The sequence below is a fragment of the Stenotrophomonas sp. Steno-Z1 genome, from assembly GCF_056393175.1.
On record NZ_JBWJPB010000004.1, the window covers coordinates 1 to 16,813 of the forward strand.

General features: G+C 68.0%; 14 protein-coding genes. 8 read left to right on the plus strand and 6 right to left on the minus strand.

Translation table 11 applies throughout. The annotated features are described in order from the left end of the window. Nucleotides 1–288 precede the first annotated feature (288 nt). From AC06FD_RS12435 to AC06FD_RS12465, 7 genes are all read left to right on the plus strand, one after another. Nucleotides 289–1,557 carry an efflux RND transporter periplasmic adaptor subunit gene (locus tag AC06FD_RS12435; protein ID WP_259209631.1) on the plus strand — a complete coding sequence of 423 codons (1,269 nt, stop codon included), beginning with the start codon at nt 289–291 and terminating at the stop codon, nt 1,555–1,557. A gap of 31 nt (nt 1,558–1,588) precedes the next feature. Then, entirely contained in the window at nt 1,589–2,308 is a 720-nt protein-coding gene (locus AC06FD_RS12440) for an ABC transporter ATP-binding protein (RefSeq protein WP_259209633.1), read from the plus strand. 8 nt (nt 2,309–2,316) lie between these two features. Next, nucleotides 2,317–3,618 carry an ABC transporter permease gene (locus AC06FD_RS12445; RefSeq protein ID WP_478077974.1) on the plus strand — a complete coding sequence of 434 codons (1,302 nt, stop codon included), beginning with the start codon at nt 2,317–2,319 and terminating at the stop codon, nt 3,616–3,618. A gap of 16 nt (nt 3,619–3,634) precedes the next feature. Continuing rightward, nucleotides 3,635–4,855 (plus strand): ABC transporter permease, encoded by a 1,221-nt coding sequence (locus AC06FD_RS12450; RefSeq protein WP_259209637.1) that lies wholly within the window; start codon nt 3,635–3,637, stop codon nt 4,853–4,855. Between the two features lies 1 nt (nt 4,856). After that, a complete protein-coding gene (locus AC06FD_RS12455) occupies nt 4,857–5,279 on the plus strand; it encodes a PDZ domain-containing protein (RefSeq protein ID WP_478077975.1) in 423 nt (140 codons plus the stop codon). An 83-nt stretch (nt 5,280–5,362) separates the two neighbouring features. Continuing rightward, the gene (locus AC06FD_RS12460; RefSeq protein ID WP_478077976.1) at nt 5,363–6,706 is read left to right on the plus strand and encodes a sigma-54-dependent transcriptional regulator; all 1,344 of its coding nucleotides are present in this window, start codon (nt 5,363–5,365) and stop codon (nt 6,704–6,706) included. Continuing rightward, nucleotides 6,703–8,049, plus strand: coding sequence for a sensor histidine kinase (locus AC06FD_RS12465; RefSeq protein ID WP_478077977.1), 1,347 nt, complete (start codon nt 6,703–6,705; stop codon nt 8,047–8,049). Before AC06FD_RS12460 ends, AC06FD_RS12465 begins: the two co-directional genes overlap by 4 nt. 108 nt (nt 8,050–8,157) lie before the next feature. Here AC06FD_RS12465 and glmU read toward each other — a convergent pair whose 3' ends face one another. Beyond that, complete coding sequence (glmU, locus tag AC06FD_RS12470; RefSeq protein ID WP_259209645.1) at nt 8,158–9,525, minus strand: bifunctional UDP-N-acetylglucosamine diphosphorylase/glucosamine-1-phosphate N-acetyltransferase GlmU; 1,368 nt, start codon at nt 9,523–9,525, stop codon at nt 8,158–8,160. A gap of 85 nt (nt 9,526–9,610) precedes the next feature. Here glmU and AC06FD_RS12475 point away from each other — a divergent pair, with 85 nt between their 5' ends. Continuing rightward, nucleotides 9,611–9,994: a GtrA family protein gene (locus AC06FD_RS12475; RefSeq protein ID WP_259209647.1), complete on the plus strand. Its 384-nt coding sequence runs from the start codon at nt 9,611–9,613 to the stop codon at nt 9,992–9,994. A gap of 18 nt (nt 9,995–10,012) precedes the next feature. Here AC06FD_RS12475 and AC06FD_RS12480 read toward each other — a convergent pair whose 3' ends face one another. From AC06FD_RS12480 to atpA, 5 genes are all read right to left on the minus strand, one after another. Continuing rightward, nucleotides 10,013–12,199 (minus strand): hypothetical protein, encoded by a 2,187-nt coding sequence (locus AC06FD_RS12480; RefSeq protein WP_478077978.1) that lies wholly within the window; start codon nt 12,197–12,199, stop codon nt 10,013–10,015. 80 nt (nt 12,200–12,279) lie between these two features. Further along, the gene (locus AC06FD_RS12485) at nt 12,280–12,702 is read right to left on the minus strand and encodes a F0F1 ATP synthase subunit epsilon (RefSeq protein ID WP_005411127.1); all 423 of its coding nucleotides are present in this window, start codon (nt 12,700–12,702) and stop codon (nt 12,280–12,282) included. Between the two features lie 112 nt (nt 12,703–12,814). Continuing rightward, nucleotides 12,815–14,221, minus strand: coding sequence for a F0F1 ATP synthase subunit beta (gene atpD, locus AC06FD_RS12490; protein ID WP_017354878.1), 1,407 nt, complete (start codon nt 14,219–14,221; stop codon nt 12,815–12,817). A gap of 37 nt (nt 14,222–14,258) precedes the next feature. Further along, entirely contained in the window at nt 14,259–15,122 is an 864-nt protein-coding gene (atpG, locus tag AC06FD_RS12495; RefSeq protein ID WP_259209679.1) for a F0F1 ATP synthase subunit gamma, read from the minus strand. Nucleotides 15,123–15,230: 108 nt separating this feature from the next. Beyond that, nucleotides 15,231–16,778, minus strand: a complete 1,548-nt coding sequence (gene atpA / locus AC06FD_RS12500; RefSeq protein ID WP_259209681.1) for a F0F1 ATP synthase subunit alpha — start codon at nt 16,776–16,778, stop codon at nt 15,231–15,233. Between the last annotated feature and the right edge of the window lie 35 nt (nt 16,779–16,813).

The window sequence follows — 16,813 nt, forward strand, 5'->3', positions numbered from 1 at the left end:
ACCGCGATATTCCAGTCGCTTCAGGCCTTCGATGAGGACCGGTACCACGTCGCGATCGGCGATCGCTCCCACAATGCCGCACATAGATTCTGACCCCAGGTATCGAGCCTCGCATTCTAGCGTGGCGCCCACGCCCGGGACGCCGCTGTCCGCTTAACGAAAGTGTCCGGGCCGCTGTCCGCGGACACCCGGACAGCGCGGGCACCCGCGCAACCCATTGATTTGACAGACACAAAACTTGGCACGGGATCTGCTTGGTACACCGCAACCCAACCGCGAACGAGCCCGATGATCCGCGACACTTCCGCCCAGGACCAGACCCTCTCCGTTGCCGGCACGGCAGCCCCGTGGAAGCGCTGGCTGTGGCCGGGCCTGGCCGCGCTGGTGGTCCTGCTCGCGATCGGCTTCGCCGCCCGCGCCTGGCTGGGCGCGAGCCGTTCCTTCGACGCCAGCCGCGTGCGCGTGGCCGAGGTCAAGCGCGGCGACCTGGTGCGCGACATCGCCGCCGACGGACGCGTGATCGCGGCCAACAGCCCGATCCTGTATGCGATCTCCGCCGGGACGGTGGACCTCAAGGTCGTGGCCGGCGACGTGGTCAAGAAGGGCCAGGAGCTGGCGGTGATCGACAGCCCGGAGCTGCGCAGCAAGCTGGCCCAGGAACAGGCCACCCTGGCCGGCCTGGAAGCCGAAGCCAGCCGGGCCAACCTGGATGCCACGCTGGCGCGGGCCAAGTCGCGCAAGGAAACCGACCAGGCCAGCATCGAACGCCAGGCCGCCGACCGCGACCTGCAGCGCTACCAGCGCGGTTTCGACGGCGGCGCCGTGCCGCAGATCGACCTGGCCAAGGCCACCGACACCCTGAAGAAGGCCGACATCCAGTTGGCCAACGCGCAGACCGATGCGCGCCTGCAGGGCCAGGGCGCGGACCTGGACGCGCGCAACAAGCACCTGCTGGCCGAGCGCCAGAAGGCGGTGGTGGCCGAGGTCCAGCGCCAGGTGGATGCGCTGACCCTGCGCGCACCGTTCGACGGCCAGGTCGGCCAGGTGCAGGCCACCCAGCACACCAATGTGGTCGCCAACGCGCCCATCCTGGGCGTGGTCGACCTGTCGCGCTTCGAGATCGAGATCAAGGTGCCGGAGAGCTTCGCCCGCGACCTGGCCATCGGCATTCCGGCGCAGCTGACCAGCGGCAACGGCCAGCCGTTCCCCGGCGAGATCAGCGCGGTCTCCCCGGAAGTGGTGGCCGGTGAGGTCAACGCCCGCATCCGCTTCTCGGACAAGCAGCCGCAGGGCCTGCGCCAGAGCCAGCGCATGCAGGCACGGGTGGTGCTCGATACCCGCCGCAACGTGCTCAAGGTCGAGCGCGGCCCGTTCGTCGAACAGGGCAACGGCCAGGCCTACGTCATGAACGGCAGCACCGCGGTGCGCCGCCCGGTCAAGCTCGGCGTCAGCAGCCTGGGCGAAGTGGAAATCCTCTCTGGCCTGCAACCCGGCGATCGCGTCGTGGTGTCCGGCAGCGATCTGTTCGGCGATGCCGAGCAGGTCTCCCTCAACTGATACTCCCAACGAACTGCAAAGGAAAACAGCCATGCTCGAGATGCGCTCGGTCGCCAAAGTGTTCCGCACCGAACAGGTGGAAACCCATGCCCTGCGGTCGCTCGACCTGCACGTGCGCGAAGGCGAGTTCGTGGCCGTGACCGGTCCGTCCGGCTCGGGCAAGACCACCTTCCTCAACATCGCCGGCCTGCTGGAAACGTTCACCAGCGGCACCTACCTGCTCGATGGCCAGGACGTCAGCACGCTCGGCGACGATGCACGCAGCCGCCTGCGCAACCAGAAGATCGGCTTCATCTTCCAGGGCTTCAACCTGATCTCCGACCTCAACCTGTTCGACAACGTCGACGTGCCGCTGCGCTACCGCGGCATGCCGGCCGCCGAGCGCAAGCAGCGCATCGAGAAGGCGCTCGGCCAGGTCGGCCTGGGCTCGCGCATGAAGCACTACCCGGCCGAGCTGTCCGGCGGCCAGCAGCAGCGCGCGGCCATCGCACGCGCGCTCGCGGGCAGCCCGCGCCTGCTGCTGGCCGATGAACCCACCGGCAACCTGGACAGCCAGATGGCCCGTGGCGTGATGGAACTGCTGGAGGAAATCAACGCCGCCGGCACCACCATCGTGATGGTCACCCATGACCCCGAGCTGGCCGCCCGTGCCCAGCGCAACGTGCACATCGTCGATGGCCAGGCCACCGACCTGGTGCGTGAGCCGGTGCTGGCCACCCCGCGCGCTGTTGTCGCCACCGCCAACGACTGAGGCCCACCATGCTCGCCTACTATTTTCGACTGGCGCTGCGCAGCTTCCGGCGCAACAAGATACTGACCGCGCTGATGGTGATCGCCATCGGCCTGGGCATCGGCGCGTCGATGACCACGCTCACCGTGTTCCACGTGCTGTCCGGCGATCCCATCCCGCAGAAGAGCGACCGCCTGTTCGCCGTGCAGGTGGACCCGCGGCCGATGCTCGGCTACCAGGCCGGCGAAGAGCCGGAGGACCAGGTGACCCGCTTCGACGGCGAAGCACTGCTGCGCGAGCGGCAAGCCAAGCGCCAGGCGATGATGACCGGCGGCGGCGTGACGGTGGAACCGGACAAGGCCTCGCTGCGCCCGTTCGACACCGACGCGCGCTACACCTCCACCGACTTCTTCGCGATGTTCGACACGCCCTTCCAGTATGGCCGTGGCTGGCCGGTCGCCGATGACGATGGCCATGCCCGGGTCGCGGTGATCTCGCACACGCTCAACCAGAAGCTGTTCGATGGCGCCGACAGCACCGGCAAGGCGATCCGGATGGACGGCAACACGTTCACCGTGGTCGGCGTGCTCGACGAGTGGAACCCGAACCCGCACTTCTACGACCTGGAAACCGGGCGCTACGGCAGCAGCGAAGACGTCTACCTGCCCTTCTCCACGGCGATGGATCTCAAGCTCGGCCGCAATGGCAACATGAACTGCTGGGGCAACAGCAACGGCGATGAGACCGCGGTCAATGCCCCCTGCACCTGGCTGCAGTACTGGGTGGAACTGCCCTCGGCCAGCGACGCGGCGGACTACCGCGCCTACCTGGAAAACTACTCGTCGCAGCAGAAGGCCGCGGGTCGCTTCCAGCGCCCGTCCAACGTGCGCCTGCGCAACGTGATGGAGTGGCTGGACTACAAGCAGGTGGTGCCCAGCGACGTACGCCTGCAGTTGTGGCTGGCGATGGGCTTCCTGCTGGTCTGCCTGATCAACACCGTGGGCCTGCTGCTGGCCAAGTTCCTGCGTCGCAGCGGCGAGATCGGCGTGCGCCGCGCCCTCGGCGCCAGCCGTGGGCAGATCTTCCTGCAGTCGCTGGTGGAAGCCGGCACGGTCGGCCTGGCCGGTGGCCTGCTCGGCCTGGTACTGGCCTTGATCGGACTGTACGCGGTGCGCCAGCAGCCGGTGGACTACGCCAAGTTGGCCACCCTGGATGGACAGATGCTGCTGCTGACCCTGGGCCTGACGCTGATCGCCAGCCTGCTGGCCGGGTTCCTGCCGGCGCTGCGCGCCATGCAGGTCACGCCCGCCATCCAACTCAAAACGCAGTAAGGATCCGGAGCACATCATGGATATCCGTCCCATCCTCACCACGCTGCGCCGGCACAAGACCGCCGCCGCCTTGATCGTGCTGGAAATCGCGCTCACCTGCGCGATCGTCTGCAACGCGCTGTTCCTGATCGGGCAGCGCATCGACACCATCAGCCAGCCCAGCGGCATCGCCGAGAAAGAGCTGCTGGAGGTGCGTCTGGGTGGCATCGGCAAGCAGGTCAACGTCGAGGCCCGCACCCGCGAGGACCTGGCCGCGCTGCGTGGCATCCCCGGGGTGAAGAGCGCGGTGGCGATCAACCAGCTGCCGTTCCGCCGCAACTCCTGGAACAGCAGCCTGTCGCGTGTTCCCGACCAGGAGCGCCCGACGCTGAGCGCCGCACAGTACTTCGCTCGCGAAGGCACGCTGGACACGCTGGGCGTCGAGTTGATCGCCGGCGCCGACTTCCAGCCCGGCGAATACCGCGAATACGACGAGGTGGCCAACGACCCCGAATCGGAAACCAAGGGCAGCTCGGTGATCCTGAGCAAGTCCGCCGCCGACAAGCTGTATCCCGACGGCGACGCGCTGGGCAAGACCGTCTACAGCGGGCGCATGCCGCTGCGGGTGACCGGCGTGGTCAAGGAACTGGGCCGTCCCAGCCGGGTCGAGGGCAACACCCAGCACTCGATGATGCTGCCGGTGCGCATGTCCTACGACATGGGCTTCTACCTGATCCGGGTCACCGATCCGGCGCGCCGCGATGAGGTCCTCAAGGCCGCCGTGGCCGCGCTGGAACGGGTGGACTCCAGCCGCCTGGTACGCGCCAAGGTCACCTATGAGGAGACCCGCAACAAGTACTTCGCCAACGATCGGGCGATGGTCGGCCTGCTGATCACCGTCTGCGTGGCACTGCTGGTGGTGACCGCACTGGGCATCGTCGGCCTGGCCAGCTTCTGGGTGCAGCAGCGCACCAAGCAGATCGGCATCCGGCGTGCGCTGGGCGCCACCCGCGGGCAGATCCTGCGCTACTTCCAGACCGAGAACTTCCTGCTGGCCACGGTCGGCATCGTGCTCGGCATGTTGATGGCCTACACGATCAACCTGTACCTGATGAACAACTACGAGCTGCCGCGCATGCCCATCAGCTACCTGCCGATCGGCGCGGTGCTGCTGTGGCTGCTCGGCCAGATCGCCGTCTTCGGCCCGGCCCGTCGTGCCGCCGCCGTTCCTCCCGCCGTCGCCACCCGGAGTGCCTGATATGCGCAAGACCGTCCTCTCCACCCTCGTACTGTCCTTCCTGCTGGCCAGCGCCCCCGCGCTGGCCGCCACCACCCCCACCCCCACCGAGACCGGGCGCCTGGAATGGCGCGAAGGCGACCATCACCTGGTCGTGGATGCCAGCCAGGGCATCGTCCGCGTCACCACCACCGAGCCGGCCAACTACTTCGGCGCGCGCAGCGGCGACCGGATCCTGCGCATCGACGGCAAGCCGGTGCGCAGCATCGACGACCTCACCGGCTACCTGGCCGCCAGCAGCCGGTCGCAGGTCCCGATGACGGTGCTGCGCAAGGGCAACCAGGTGACCGTCAGCATCGACCCGGCCGCATGGGGCAAGGTGCTGCCGCCCGCCCCGCCGGCTCCCCCGGCGCCGCCACCGCCGCCGCCGCGCCCGGGCAACTGAGCCTGCACGCAGGGCCGGCTGCCCGCCGGCCCTGCGCTCCGGTACTCTCTGCCTGTCCACATTCCCTCTTTGCCTGCCGACGCATGCCTTCGATCCTGATCATTGACGACAACGCCAGCGTCGGCACCGCACTGGACGTGCTGTTTTCGCTGCACGACATCGACACGCTGCACGCGCTGTCGCCGGACGCCGGGCTGGCGCTGCTGGAGCAGCAGCCGGTGGACCTGGTGATCCAGGACATGAACTTCACGGAGGACACCACCTCCGGCGAGGAAGGCGAGGCCCTGTTCGGCAAGATCCGCGCACGTCATCCCGACCTGCCGGTGATCCTGCTGACCGCGTGGACGCACCTGAGCAGCGCGGTGGACCTGGTCCGCGCCGGTGCCGCCGACTACCTGGCCAAGCCTTGGGACGACCGCAAGCTGCTGGTGACGGTCAACAACCTGCTGGAACTGTCCGAGACCCGCCGCGAGCTGGACCGCCGCCGCGACCGCGAGCAACGCGAGCGCTCGGCGCTGGAAGCCCGCTATGACCTGCGCGGCGCGGTCGTGGCCGACCCGGCCAGCGAACGGGTGGTGAACCTGGCCTGCCAGGTCGCGCGCTCGGCACTGCCGGTGTTGATCACCGGCCCCAACGGCGCCGGCAAGGAGAAGATCGCCGAGATCATCCAGGCCAATTCGCTGGTGGCCAATGGGGCGTTCGTCGCGCTCAACTGCGGCGCCATTCCCGCCGAGCTGATCGAGGCCGAGCTGTTCGGCAGCGAGGCCGGCGCCTATACCGGCGCCAACAAGGCGCGCGAGGGCAAGTTCGAGGCCGCCGATGGCGGCACCCTGTTCCTCGATGAAATCGGCAACCTGTCGCTGGGCGGGCAGATGAAGCTGCTGCGCGTGCTCGAAACCGGGCGCTTCGAGCGGCTCGGCTCCAACCGCGAGCGCCAGGTCAAGGTGCGGGTGATCAGCGCCACCAATGCCGACCTGCCCGCGATGATCCGCGACGGGCAGTTCCGCGAAGATCTCTACTACCGGCTCAACACCGTGGAGCTTGCGCTGCCGCCGCTGGCCGAACGCCCCGGCGACATCCTGCCGCTGGCCGAACGCTTCCTGGAGGGCGACAAGCCGCTGTCGACCGCGGCCGCCACCGCCCTGCAACGGCATGCGTGGCCGGGCAACGTGCGCGAACTGCGCAACGTGCTGCAGCGCGCCGAGTTGCTCGCCGCCGGCCCACGCATCGAGGTGGCCGACCTCAACCTGCCGCGTGCCGCCAGCGCACCGCGCCCGGCCAGCCCGGCCGCCGACCCGGACCGCAGCCACATCGAGGCGGCGCTGGCCCGCAACCACGGCATCATCGCCCAGACCGCCGCCGAACTCGGGCTGAGCCGCCAGGCGCTGTACCGGCGCATGGACCGCCACGGCATCCCCCGCGAATGAAGCGAGGCTCGTTCACCCTCCGTCTGTTCCTGCGCCTGCTGCCGGTGCTGGCGCTGGCGGCGGCATTCCCGTGGTACCTGGCCTATTGGCTGGACCACGGCTGGCTGATCACCCTGGTCTCGGCGGTCGTGCTGCTGTCGCTGATGTGGTGGAGTCTGCGCCGCGCCACCGCGCCGGTACGCTCGCTGCTGCGCGCGTTGTCGGGCACCACCAGCAGCTACCGCGACGGCGAATACAACTTCGGCGTGTACTGGCCGGGCAACGATGAACTCGGCGACCTGGTCAAGGCGCATCGCGAGCTCGGCGACGTGCTGCGCGAGCAGCGCCAGGGCCTGGTCCAGCGCGAACTGTTGCTGGACACCATGGTGCAGAACACCCCGGTGTCGATGCTGCTGCTGGCCAATGGCGGCGATGGCGTCCAGCGGGTGGTGTTCTCCAACCTGGCCGCGCGCCGCCTGCTGCACAACGGCTGGAAACTGGAAGGCCAGCGCATGCAGGACGTACTGGAGACCATGCCGGTGGAACTGCGTGATGCGATCGTGCGCGGGGGCGACAGCCTGTTCGCCGTGCGTGCCGAGGACAGCGACGATGAAGAGGACGAGCAGGTCTACCACCTGTCGCGGCGCAACTTCCATCTCAATGGCCGCCCGCACGACCTGCTGCTGATCCGCCTGCTGACCGCCGAACTGCGCCGCCAGGAAGTGCAGACCTGGAAGAAGGTGATCCGGGTGATCAGCCACGAGCTCAACAACTCACTGGCACCGATCGCCTCGCTGGCCCATTCCGGTGGCGAGCTGGTACGACGTGGCAAGACCGGGCGCCTGGAAGAAGTGTTTACCACCATCGAGGACCGCGCCCGGCACCTGGAGGGCTTCATCCGCGGCTATGCGCGTTTCGCCAAGCTGCCGCAGCCGCAACTGCAGAACGTGCAGTGGCTGCAGTTCCTGACCAGCCTGCAGCACCAGATCCCCTTCCGCATGGAGGGGATCAGCGACGACGTGCACAGCCGGGTCGATATCGCCCAGCTGGGCCAGGCGCTGTTGAACCTGCTCAAAAACGCGCACGAAGCCTGCGGCGAAGCCGAACCGCCCAACGACGACGTCCAGGTGCGGCTGACCCGGCTGCCGCAGTGGCTGCGCCTGGAAGTGCTGGACCGCGGCCGGGGCATGAACGAGGCGGTGCTGCAGAATGCGTTGATGCCGTTCTATTCGACCAAGCGCAATGGCACCGGGCTCGGGCTGGCGCTCACCCGAGAAATCGTCGAAGCCCACGGCGGCCGCATCTCGCTGCAGAACCGCCGCGAAGGCGGCCTGTGCGTGGCGATCTTCCTGCCCAGCGCCTGACGCGCGGCTGGCAGCCGCGCGGCGGCATGCCCCGGGAGGGCCGGCCGCTGGCCGGCAACCGCCTCAATCCGGCATCGGCCGATGGCCGGCCAACGGCCATCAGCGGGATCAGGTTTTCTTCACCGGGCGCTTCCAGCCTTCGATGGTTTCCTGCCGCGCACGCGCCACCGTCAGCTTGCCGTCCGGCGCATGGCGGGTGACCACCGATCCGGCCGCGATGGTCGCGCCCTCGCCGATCACCACCGGCGCCACCAACGCGCTGTTGGAGCCGATGAAGGCGTTGTCGCCGATGGTGGTCTGCGACTTGTTCACCCCGTCGTAGTTGCAGGTGATGGTGCCCGCGCCGATGTTGACCCGCGCACCGATCACTGCATCGCCCAGGTAGGTCAGGTGGTTGGCCTTGCTGCCCGGCCCCAGGGTGACCTTCTTGGTTTCCACGAAGTTGCCCACGTGGCTGCCGGCGGCGAGCACCGTGCCCGGGCGCAGCCGCGCGAACGGCCCGATATCGGCCGCGCCTTCGCTGACCACCCCGTCCAGGTCGCAATGCGGCTTGACCACCGTACCTGCCGCCAGGCGGACATCCTTGAGCCGGGTGAACGCACCGATGCTGACGCCATCGCCCAGCTCGACGTGACCTTCCAGGATCACGTTGACGTCGAGCTGCACATCGCTGCCGACGACCACGGTGCCGCGGATGTCCAGCCGTGCCGGGTCCAGCACGCGCGCACCCTGCGCGCACAGCGCACGCACCGCGCGCAGCTGCCAGGCGCGCTCGAGCTGGGCCAGCTGCCACGGATCGTTGGCGCCCTCGGCTTCCTGGGCATCCTCGACGAAGGCCATGTCGGCCGGGGTGTAGTCGTGCGACGCGGCGGCGAACACGTCGGTGAGGTAGTACTCGCCCTGCGCATTGCTGTTGGACAGCTGCGACAACCAGGTGCGCAGCGCGGTCGACTCGGCGGTGATGATGCCGGTGTTGATGGTCCGGATCGCCAGCTGCTCGTCGCTGGCATCCTTCTGTTCCACGATCGCGGCCACGCGACCCTCGGCGTTGCGCACGATACGGCCGTAGCCGGTCGGGTTGGCGACCTCGGCCACCAGCACCGCCAGCCGGCCCGGCTGCGAGAGCAGGTGGCGCAGGGTGTCGGCGCGGATCATCGGCACGTCGCCGTACAGCACCAGCACGGTGGCCGCGTCGGGCACGTTCGGCATGGCCTGCTGCACCGCGTGGCCCGTACCCAGCTGCTCGGCCTGCTTGGCCCAGACCAGGTCGCCCTGGTCGGCAAACGCCTCGCGCACCGCCTCGCCACCGTGCCCGTAGACCACGTGGATCGCATCGGGTTGCAGCGCACGCGCGGCATCGATCACGTGGGCCAGCATCGGCCGGCCGGCGATCGGCTGCAGCACCTTGGGCAGGGCCGACTTCATGCGTTTGCCGGCACCGGCGGCGAGGATGATGACGTGCAGGGCTTGGGTCATGGGGCAACGCAGCGTTCGTTGGTAGTGGCGTGGATTCTAGAACGAGTGGGGTTAACATGCCGCCTTCTCCCCATCGGTAGCGTTCGTGAGCCTGATCCGCCAAGGCGCCAGTTACATCGTCATCGGCCTGATCCAGCTCGGGGTGGACTGGGCCGTGTTCGTGGCCGCCACCGCGCTGGGCATGCCGGTGTCGCCGGCCAACCTGCTCGGCCGGGTATGCGGCATGCTGCTGGGGTTCTGGCTCAACGGCCGGCACACCTTCGCCCGCGACGGCCAGCATCGGCTGGGCTGGCAGCGGTTCGCGCGCTTCCTGGCGCTGTGGGCGGTGTTGACCGCGATCAGCACGGTGCTGGTGAGCCTGGCCGCCAGTCAGCTGGGCCTGACGTATGCATGGCTGGCCAAGCCGCTGGTCGAGGGTGGGTTGGCGGCGGTGTCGTTCCTGGCGATGCGGCGCCTGGTCTATCGCTGAGCGCCTGGCCCTGCCCGGCTAGTGCGCAGGCAGCAGTCCATCCTTCCATAGCGCGAGCGGACCATAACGAAGCTGCAGCACGTGCGCGCCGGCAGGTACGCATACCGCGCGGAACAGGCCATTGGCGCGCAACACCGGCACGTCCTCGCCGTCGGCCTGCGCCCGCCAGCCCGGTGCGTGCACTTCGTTGATCACCACCCATGCAGGTGCATCGGCCTGGTAGGCCACGCGCAGCCCGGCCGGCTGGTAGTGGACCGCGGCGATCCGCACCCGACCGGCCTGCACCTCGGCGCAGGGGCTGCGTGCATCCGCCGGCAACCACAGCTGCTGACGGAAGTCGGTGGCGGCGAAGGCCTGCGGATCGGGTAGTGCCCCGGCGTGCCGCCGCACGCTGCGCGGGACGAGGAGGCGCGGCAGCACGCTCGTGCGCTCGGCAACGAACAGGACGCCGTCGCCGCTGCTGCCCGGGAACGGCGCGGTCGCCATCTGCCAGCGTAGTCCCAGCAGGTCGTACAGCGGCGCCTCCCAGTCCGGTGTCCACGCCGTGGCGGGTTTGTCCTGCACGCGCGTCGGTGGCTCGCCAGGCATGCCCACCGCCTGCAAGTAACGCGCATCGATCATCGGGTTGTAGCCGTTGACCAGCGCCAGCCGCTGCACGCTGGCGCCGTTGGTCAGCGCGCGCAGGCCGAACACCGCCGCGCGGTCCGGGATGCCGTCGCCGCGTTGCGCGGCCAACAGGCGATAGGCGCGTTGAGCGGGACCATCGCGATCGCCATCGAGCACCGATTTGGTCGCGCTGCCGGTGTTGACGTCGGTGCCGACGTTGAACAGCAGCATGTCCACCACCAGCACGGCCAGCACCATCGCCGCGCTGGGGCGCGTGGCAGCGCGCACGGCCAGCCCCATCAGGATGCCGCTCACCAGCAGCCAGGCGAGCGCCGCCGGATGCGCCGGCAGCACCCAGCGCAGGGTCATCAGTACCAGCACGCCGATGGCCAGCAGCGACGGCCAGTGCGGGCGCATGCCCGATCCCATGCGCGCCTGCTGCAGCGCCTGCGCGGCCAGCCAGGCCGCTGCCGGCACCACCGCGAACAGCGCATCGGCCGGCCGCCGGAACAGGTCCAGGCCCGGCAACCAGGTGAACAACCACGGGAACAGTGGCGTCCGCCCGCCCAACGCCCACGCCACGGCGAGCACGATCACCGCCAGCGCGATGCGCGCCCGCCACGGCTGCGCGCGCACCACCGCCGCGCCCCACCCCAGCCACAGCGCCAGCGGCACCGCGCCCAGGTAGAGGTAATCCTGGGTGATGTCGCCCGGGCCCCAGTAGTGGCCGCGGCCCTGCTCGAAGACATTGCCCGACAACAGCGTGGCCAGCGTCTGCCAGTGGATGCCACCGCCAACGCTGGTCGCCAGCGTGATCACGCTGCGGTTGGTGGACGGCAACCATGCCAGCGTCGACAACCACTGCGGTGCGCTGATCAACGCCGCCAGCGTGGCGGTGGCCACGACCCCGAGCAGGATCCGCCCGCGTCGCCCCGGCGGTGCACGCACCACCGCCGCCAGCGCATACAGCGCGCAGCCAAGCACGATGAGGTACGTGACCTGGGTCAACTGCAGCGCGCACAGCCCGCCGCTCACGCCGGCCAGCAGCGCATCGCGCATGCGCCCCTGCCGGCGCAGTCGCGACAGGCCCAGCCACAGCCACGGCAGATAGCTGAAGCTGACGATCATCGGCGTGTGCTGCAGGCGCGAGGCGGCGACCGCGCCGAACATCATCACCAGCGCGAACACCAACTGCGGCGCGCGCGCCAGGCCGTAATGGCGGGCCAGGCGCACGCTGCCGATGCCACCGCCCAGCACGTGCAGCAGCACCACCACGGTGAACCCGTGCAGCGAGGTGGGCGCCAGCAGCATCGGCAGCAGCACGCTGGGCTGGAAGCTCATCATCTGCGGGTCGGCCACCTGCGGGTAGCCGCCGTACAGGTACGGGTTCCACCAGGCCGCCTCCCCGTGCAGCCACTGCTGGGCCACGAAGCTGACCGCGGGAAAGAACTGCTGGGCGGCATCGAAGGGGATGATCCGCAGGCCCAGCAGCCAGGGCAGGCACAACAGCGCCCAGAGCGCGATCAGGCACGCCTCGGTACTGGCCAGCACGCGATGGCGCCGCCCCGGGATGCCCACCTCGGTCTGCCGCTGCTGCATGCGCTACTCCGTTGCCGAAACCCCAAACAACAACGCCGGCAAGATGCCGGCGTCGTCGGGTGTCACTGCTGCTGCAGGCCTCAGTGCTTGAGGGTCTTGCGCAGACGCTCCAGCGCCTGCAGCTGCACGACCGCCTCGGCCAGCTTCTGCTGCGCCTCGGCCACTTCCATCGCTTCACCACGGTTGGCCAGGATGCGCTCGGCTTCTTCCTTGGCCTTGCGGACCGAGGCTTCGTCGATGTCCTGGGCGCGGATGGCGGTGTCGGCCAGCACGGTCACGACCTGCGGCTGCACCTCGAGGATGCCGCCGGAAATGGCGAAATCCAGCTGCTCGCCATTCGGCGTGGTCACTACCACCTTGCCCGGCTTCAGGCGGGTGATCAGCGGGGCGTGCTTGGGCGCGATGCCCAGCTCGCCCAGCTCGCCGGTGGCCACGACCAGGGTCGCCTCACCACGGAAGATTTCCTGCTCGGCGCTGACGATGTCGCAACGGATGGTGCTCATGTAACTCTCTTCGCTAGGGGGCGGGTTGGACCCACCGCAGGGATTCCGCAGCGGTGGGCGCAGGCCCACCCCGTGTCACGGTCGGGACGGGCGTGTGCCCGTCCCTGCCGCATCAGGCCTTCTCGGCCATCTTCTTGGCCTTCTCGACCGCTTCTTCGATGCTGCCGACCATGTAGAACGCCTGCTCCGGCAGGTGGTCGTACTCGCCATCGACGATGGCCTTGAAGCCACGGATGGTGTCCTTCAGCGACACGTACTTGCCCGGCGAGCCGGTGAACACTTCGGCCACGTGGAACGGCTGGCTGAAGAAGCGCTCGATCTTGCGGGCGCGCGACACGGCCTGCTTGTCTTCTTCGGACAGTTCGTCCATGCCCAGGATGGCGATGATGTCCTTCAGTTCCTTGTACTTCTGCAAGGTCTGCTGGACACGCTGGGCGGTGTCGTAATGCTCGTGGCCGATGACCAGCGGGTCCATCTGGCGGCTGGTCGAATCCAGCGGATCCACGGCCGGGTAGATACCCAGCGAGGCGATCGAACGCGACAGGGTCACGGTCGAATCCAGGTGGGCGAAGGTGGTGGCGGGCGACGGATCGGTCAAGTCATCGGCCGGCACGTAGACGGCCTGGATCGAGGTGATCGAGCCATTCTTGGTCGAGGTGATGCGCTCCTGCAGGACGCCCATTTCCTCGGCCAGGGTCGGCTGGTAGCCCACTGCCGACGGCATGCGACCCAGCAGTGCCGACACTTCGGTACCGGCCAGGGTGTAGCGGTAGATGTTGTCCACGAACAGCAGCACGTCCTTGCCCTTGCCGTTCTCGTCCTTCTCGTCGCGGAAGTACTCGGCCATGGTCAGGCCGGTCAGGGCGACGCGCAGACGGTTGCCCGGCGGCTCGTTCATCTGGCCGTACACCATCGCGACCTTGTCCAGGACGTTGGAGTCCTTCATCTCGTGGTAGAAGTCGTTGCCCTCACGGGTACGCTCGCCCACGCCGGCGAACACGGACAGGCCGCTGTGCGCCTTGGCGATGTTGTTGATCAGTTCCATCATGTTGACGGTCTTGCCGACGCCGGCGCCGCCGAACAGGCCGACCTTGCCGCCCTTGGCGAACGGGCACATCAGGTCGATGACCTTGATGCCGGTTTCCAGCAGCTCGGTGGCCGGGGACTGGTCTTCGTACGACGGCGCTTCGCGGTGGATTTCCCAGCTGTCGCTGGCGGCCACCGGGCCGGCTTCGTCGATCGGACGGCCCAGCACGTCCATGATGCGGCCCAGGGTGCCTGCACCGACCGGCACCGAGATGGCGCGTTCGGTGTTGGTGGCGACCAGGTTGCGCTTCAGGCCGTCGGTGGAGCCCAGCGCGATGCAGCGGACAACGCCGTCACCCAGCTGCTGCTGCACTTCCAGCGTGATTTCGGTGTTGTCCACCTTCAGCGCGTGGTACACCTTCGGCACCGACTCGCGGGGGAATTCGACGTCGACGACGGCGCCGATGATCTGAACGATCTTGCCCTGACTCATTGCTGCAATCCTCTAATGTGTGCTTTGACTGTGCGCGTCAGACTGCTGCCGCGCCGCCGACGATTTCGGAGATTTCCTGGGTGATCGCTGCCTGGCGCGCCTTGTTGTAGACGAGCTGCAGGGTGCCGATCAGCTTGTTCGCGTTGTCGCTTGCCGACTTCATCGCCACCATGCGGGCCGCGTGCTCGGACGCCACGTTTTCCAGCACGGCCTGGTACACCAGCGATTCGATGTAACGCGTCATCACGTGCTCGAGCACGGTCGCGGCATCGGGTTCGTACAGGTAGTCCCAGTCGTGGTGCGCGACCTGCTTCTCAGCGGCCGGCAACGGCAGCAGCTGGTCGAAGCTGGCCTTCTGGGTCATGGTGTTGATGAAGCGGTTGTAGACCAGGTAGACGCGGTCGACCTTGCCCGAGGTGAAGGCATCGAGCATCACCTTGATCACGCCGATCAGCTGTTCCAGGTGCGGGACGTCGCCCATGTGGGTGACGCTGCCGACCATGTCCACCTTGACCCGGCGGAAGAAGGTGGATGCCTTCTGGCCGATGGTGACCACGTCGATGTCCGCGCCCTTGTCCTGCCACTCGCGGACTTCGCCGAGCATCTTGCGGAACAGGTTGTTGTTCAGGCCGCCGGCCAGGCCGCGGTCGGACGAGATCACGATGTAGCCGACCCGCTTGACCTCGTCACGCTGGACCAGGAACGGATGCTGGTAATCGGTGCTGGCCTGGGCCAGGTGGCCGATCACCTGCTTCATCGCCTGCGCATACGGACGCGACGTCTTCATCCGCTCCTGCGCCTTGCGGATCTTGGAGGCCGAGACCATCTCCAGCGCACGGGTCACCTTGCGGGTGTTCTGCACGCTTTTGATCTTGGTTTTGATTTCGCGACCGCTTGCCATCTCTTATTCCCGTGGCGCGGGGCACATGCCCCGCGTTTGACGTAGAGCGGAGCCATGCTCCGCTGCTTTCAGCCCGGCGGAGCAACGCTCCGCGCTACAGGACCGGTATTACCAGCTGCCGGTGGTCTTGAACTCGGCGATGCCCTTCTTGAAGGCCGCTTCGATGTCGTTGTCCCAGCCGCCGGTGGCGTTGACCTTGCCGATCAGCTCGCCCTGGGTGTTGGCGAAGTGCGCGTGCAGGCCTTCTTCGAACGCCAGCAGCTTGTTGACCGGCACGTCGTCGAGGTAACCCTCGTTGACGGCGTAGATCGACAGCGCCTGGTTGGCGATGGACATCGGCGCGTACTGCTTCTGCTTCATCAGCTCGGTGACGCGCTGGCCGCGCTCGAGCTGCTTGCGGGTGGCTTCGTCCAGGTCCGAGGCGAACTGCGCGAACGCAGCCAGCTCGCGGTACTGGGCCAGCGAGATACGGATGCCGCCGGACAGCTTCTTGATGATCTTGGTCTGGGCCGCACCACCGACGCGCGACACCGAGATACCGGCGTTCACGGCCGGGCGGATGCCCGAGTTGAACAGGTCGGTTTCCAGGAAGATCTGGCCGTCGGTGATCGAGATCACGTTGGTCGGCACGAACGCCGAGACGTCACCGGCCTGGGTTTCGATGATCGGCAGCGCGGTCAGCGAGCCGGTCTTGCCCGTGACGGCGCCGTTGGTGAACTTCTCCACGTACTCTTCGGACACGCGGGCAGCGCGCTCGAGCAGGCGGGAGTGCAGGTAGAACACGTCGCCCGGGTAGGCTTCGCGGCCCGGCGGACGCTTCAGCAGCAGCGAGATCTGGCGGTAGGCCACGGCCTGCTTGGACAGATCGTCGTACACGATCAGCGCGTCTTCGCCGCGGTCCATGAAGTACTCACCCATGGTGCAGCCGGAGTAGGCGCTGATGTACTGCATCGCAGCCGACTCGGACGCGGTGGCAGCCACCACCACGGTGTGCGCCAGGGCGCCGTTTTCTTCGAGCTTGCGCACGATGTTGGCCACGGTCGAGGCCTTCTGGCCGATCGCGACGTACACGCACTTGATGCCGGTGTCCTTCTGGTTGATCACCGCATCGATGGCCAGGGCGGTCTTGCCGGTCTGGCGGTCACCGATGACCAGCTCGCGCTGGCCGCGGCCGATCGGGATCATCGAGTCGACCGACTTGTAACCGGTCTGCACCGGCTGGTCGACCGACTTGCGCCAGATCACGCCCGGCGCAACGCGCTCCACCGGCGCGGTGGTCTTGGCGGCGATCGGGCCCTTGCCGTCGATCGGCTCACCCAGCGCGTTCACCACGCGGCCGAGCAGTTCCGGACCGACCGGCACTTCCAGGATGCGACCGGTGGTCTTGGCGACGTCGCCTTCGCGCAGCTGCTGGTAATCACCCAGGACCACGGCGCCGACCGAGTCGCGCTCCAGGTTCAGGGCCAGGGCGAAGGTGTTGTTCGGCAGTTCGATCATTTCGCCCTGCATCACGTCGGCCAGACCGAAGATGCGCACGATGCCGTCGGACACGCTGGTCACGGTGCCTTCGTTGCGCGATTCCGCGGCCAGCTTGACCTTCTCGATGCGGTTCTTGATCAGTTCGCTGATTTCGGAGGGGTTGAGCGTGGTTGCCATCGTCAAGTCCTAGTGCCGGCGGTCACGCCGGACGT

Coding starts and splice junctions, on each gene's coding strand:
- AC06FD_RS12460 (WP_478077976.1), top strand. CDS start 5,363: ATGCCTTCGATCCTGATCATTGACGACAACGCCAGCGTCGGCACCGCA.
- AC06FD_RS12440 (WP_259209633.1), top strand. CDS start 1,589: ATGCTCGAGATGCGCTCGGTCGCCAAAGTGTTCCGCACCGAACAGGTG.
- atpG (WP_259209679.1), bottom strand. CDS start 15,122: ATGGCAAGCGGTCGCGAAATCAAAACCAAGATCAAAAGCGTGCAGAAC.
- AC06FD_RS12435 (WP_259209631.1), top strand. CDS start 289: ATGATCCGCGACACTTCCGCCCAGGACCAGACCCTCTCCGTTGCCGGC.
- AC06FD_RS12455 (WP_478077975.1), top strand. CDS start 4,857: ATGCGCAAGACCGTCCTCTCCACCCTCGTACTGTCCTTCCTGCTGGCC.
- AC06FD_RS12485 (WP_005411127.1), bottom strand. CDS start 12,702: ATGAGCACCATCCGTTGCGACATCGTCAGCGCCGAGCAGGAAATCTTC.
- AC06FD_RS12450 (WP_259209637.1), top strand. CDS start 3,635: ATGGATATCCGTCCCATCCTCACCACGCTGCGCCGGCACAAGACCGCC.
- AC06FD_RS12480 (WP_478077978.1), bottom strand. CDS start 12,199: ATGCAGCAGCGGCAGACCGAGGTGGGCATCCCGGGGCGGCGCCATCGC.
- atpD (WP_017354878.1), bottom strand. CDS start 14,221: ATGAGTCAGGGCAAGATCGTTCAGATCATCGGCGCCGTCGTCGACGTC.
- AC06FD_RS12465 (WP_478077977.1), top strand. CDS start 6,703: ATGAAGCGAGGCTCGTTCACCCTCCGTCTGTTCCTGCGCCTGCTGCCG.
- atpA (WP_259209681.1), bottom strand. CDS start 16,778: ATGGCAACCACGCTCAACCCCTCCGAAATCAGCGAACTGATCAAGAAC.
- AC06FD_RS12445 (WP_478077974.1), top strand. CDS start 2,317: ATGCTCGCCTACTATTTTCGACTGGCGCTGCGCAGCTTCCGGCGCAAC.
- glmU (WP_259209645.1), bottom strand. CDS start 9,525: ATGACCCAAGCCCTGCACGTCATCATCCTCGCCGCCGGTGCCGGCAAA.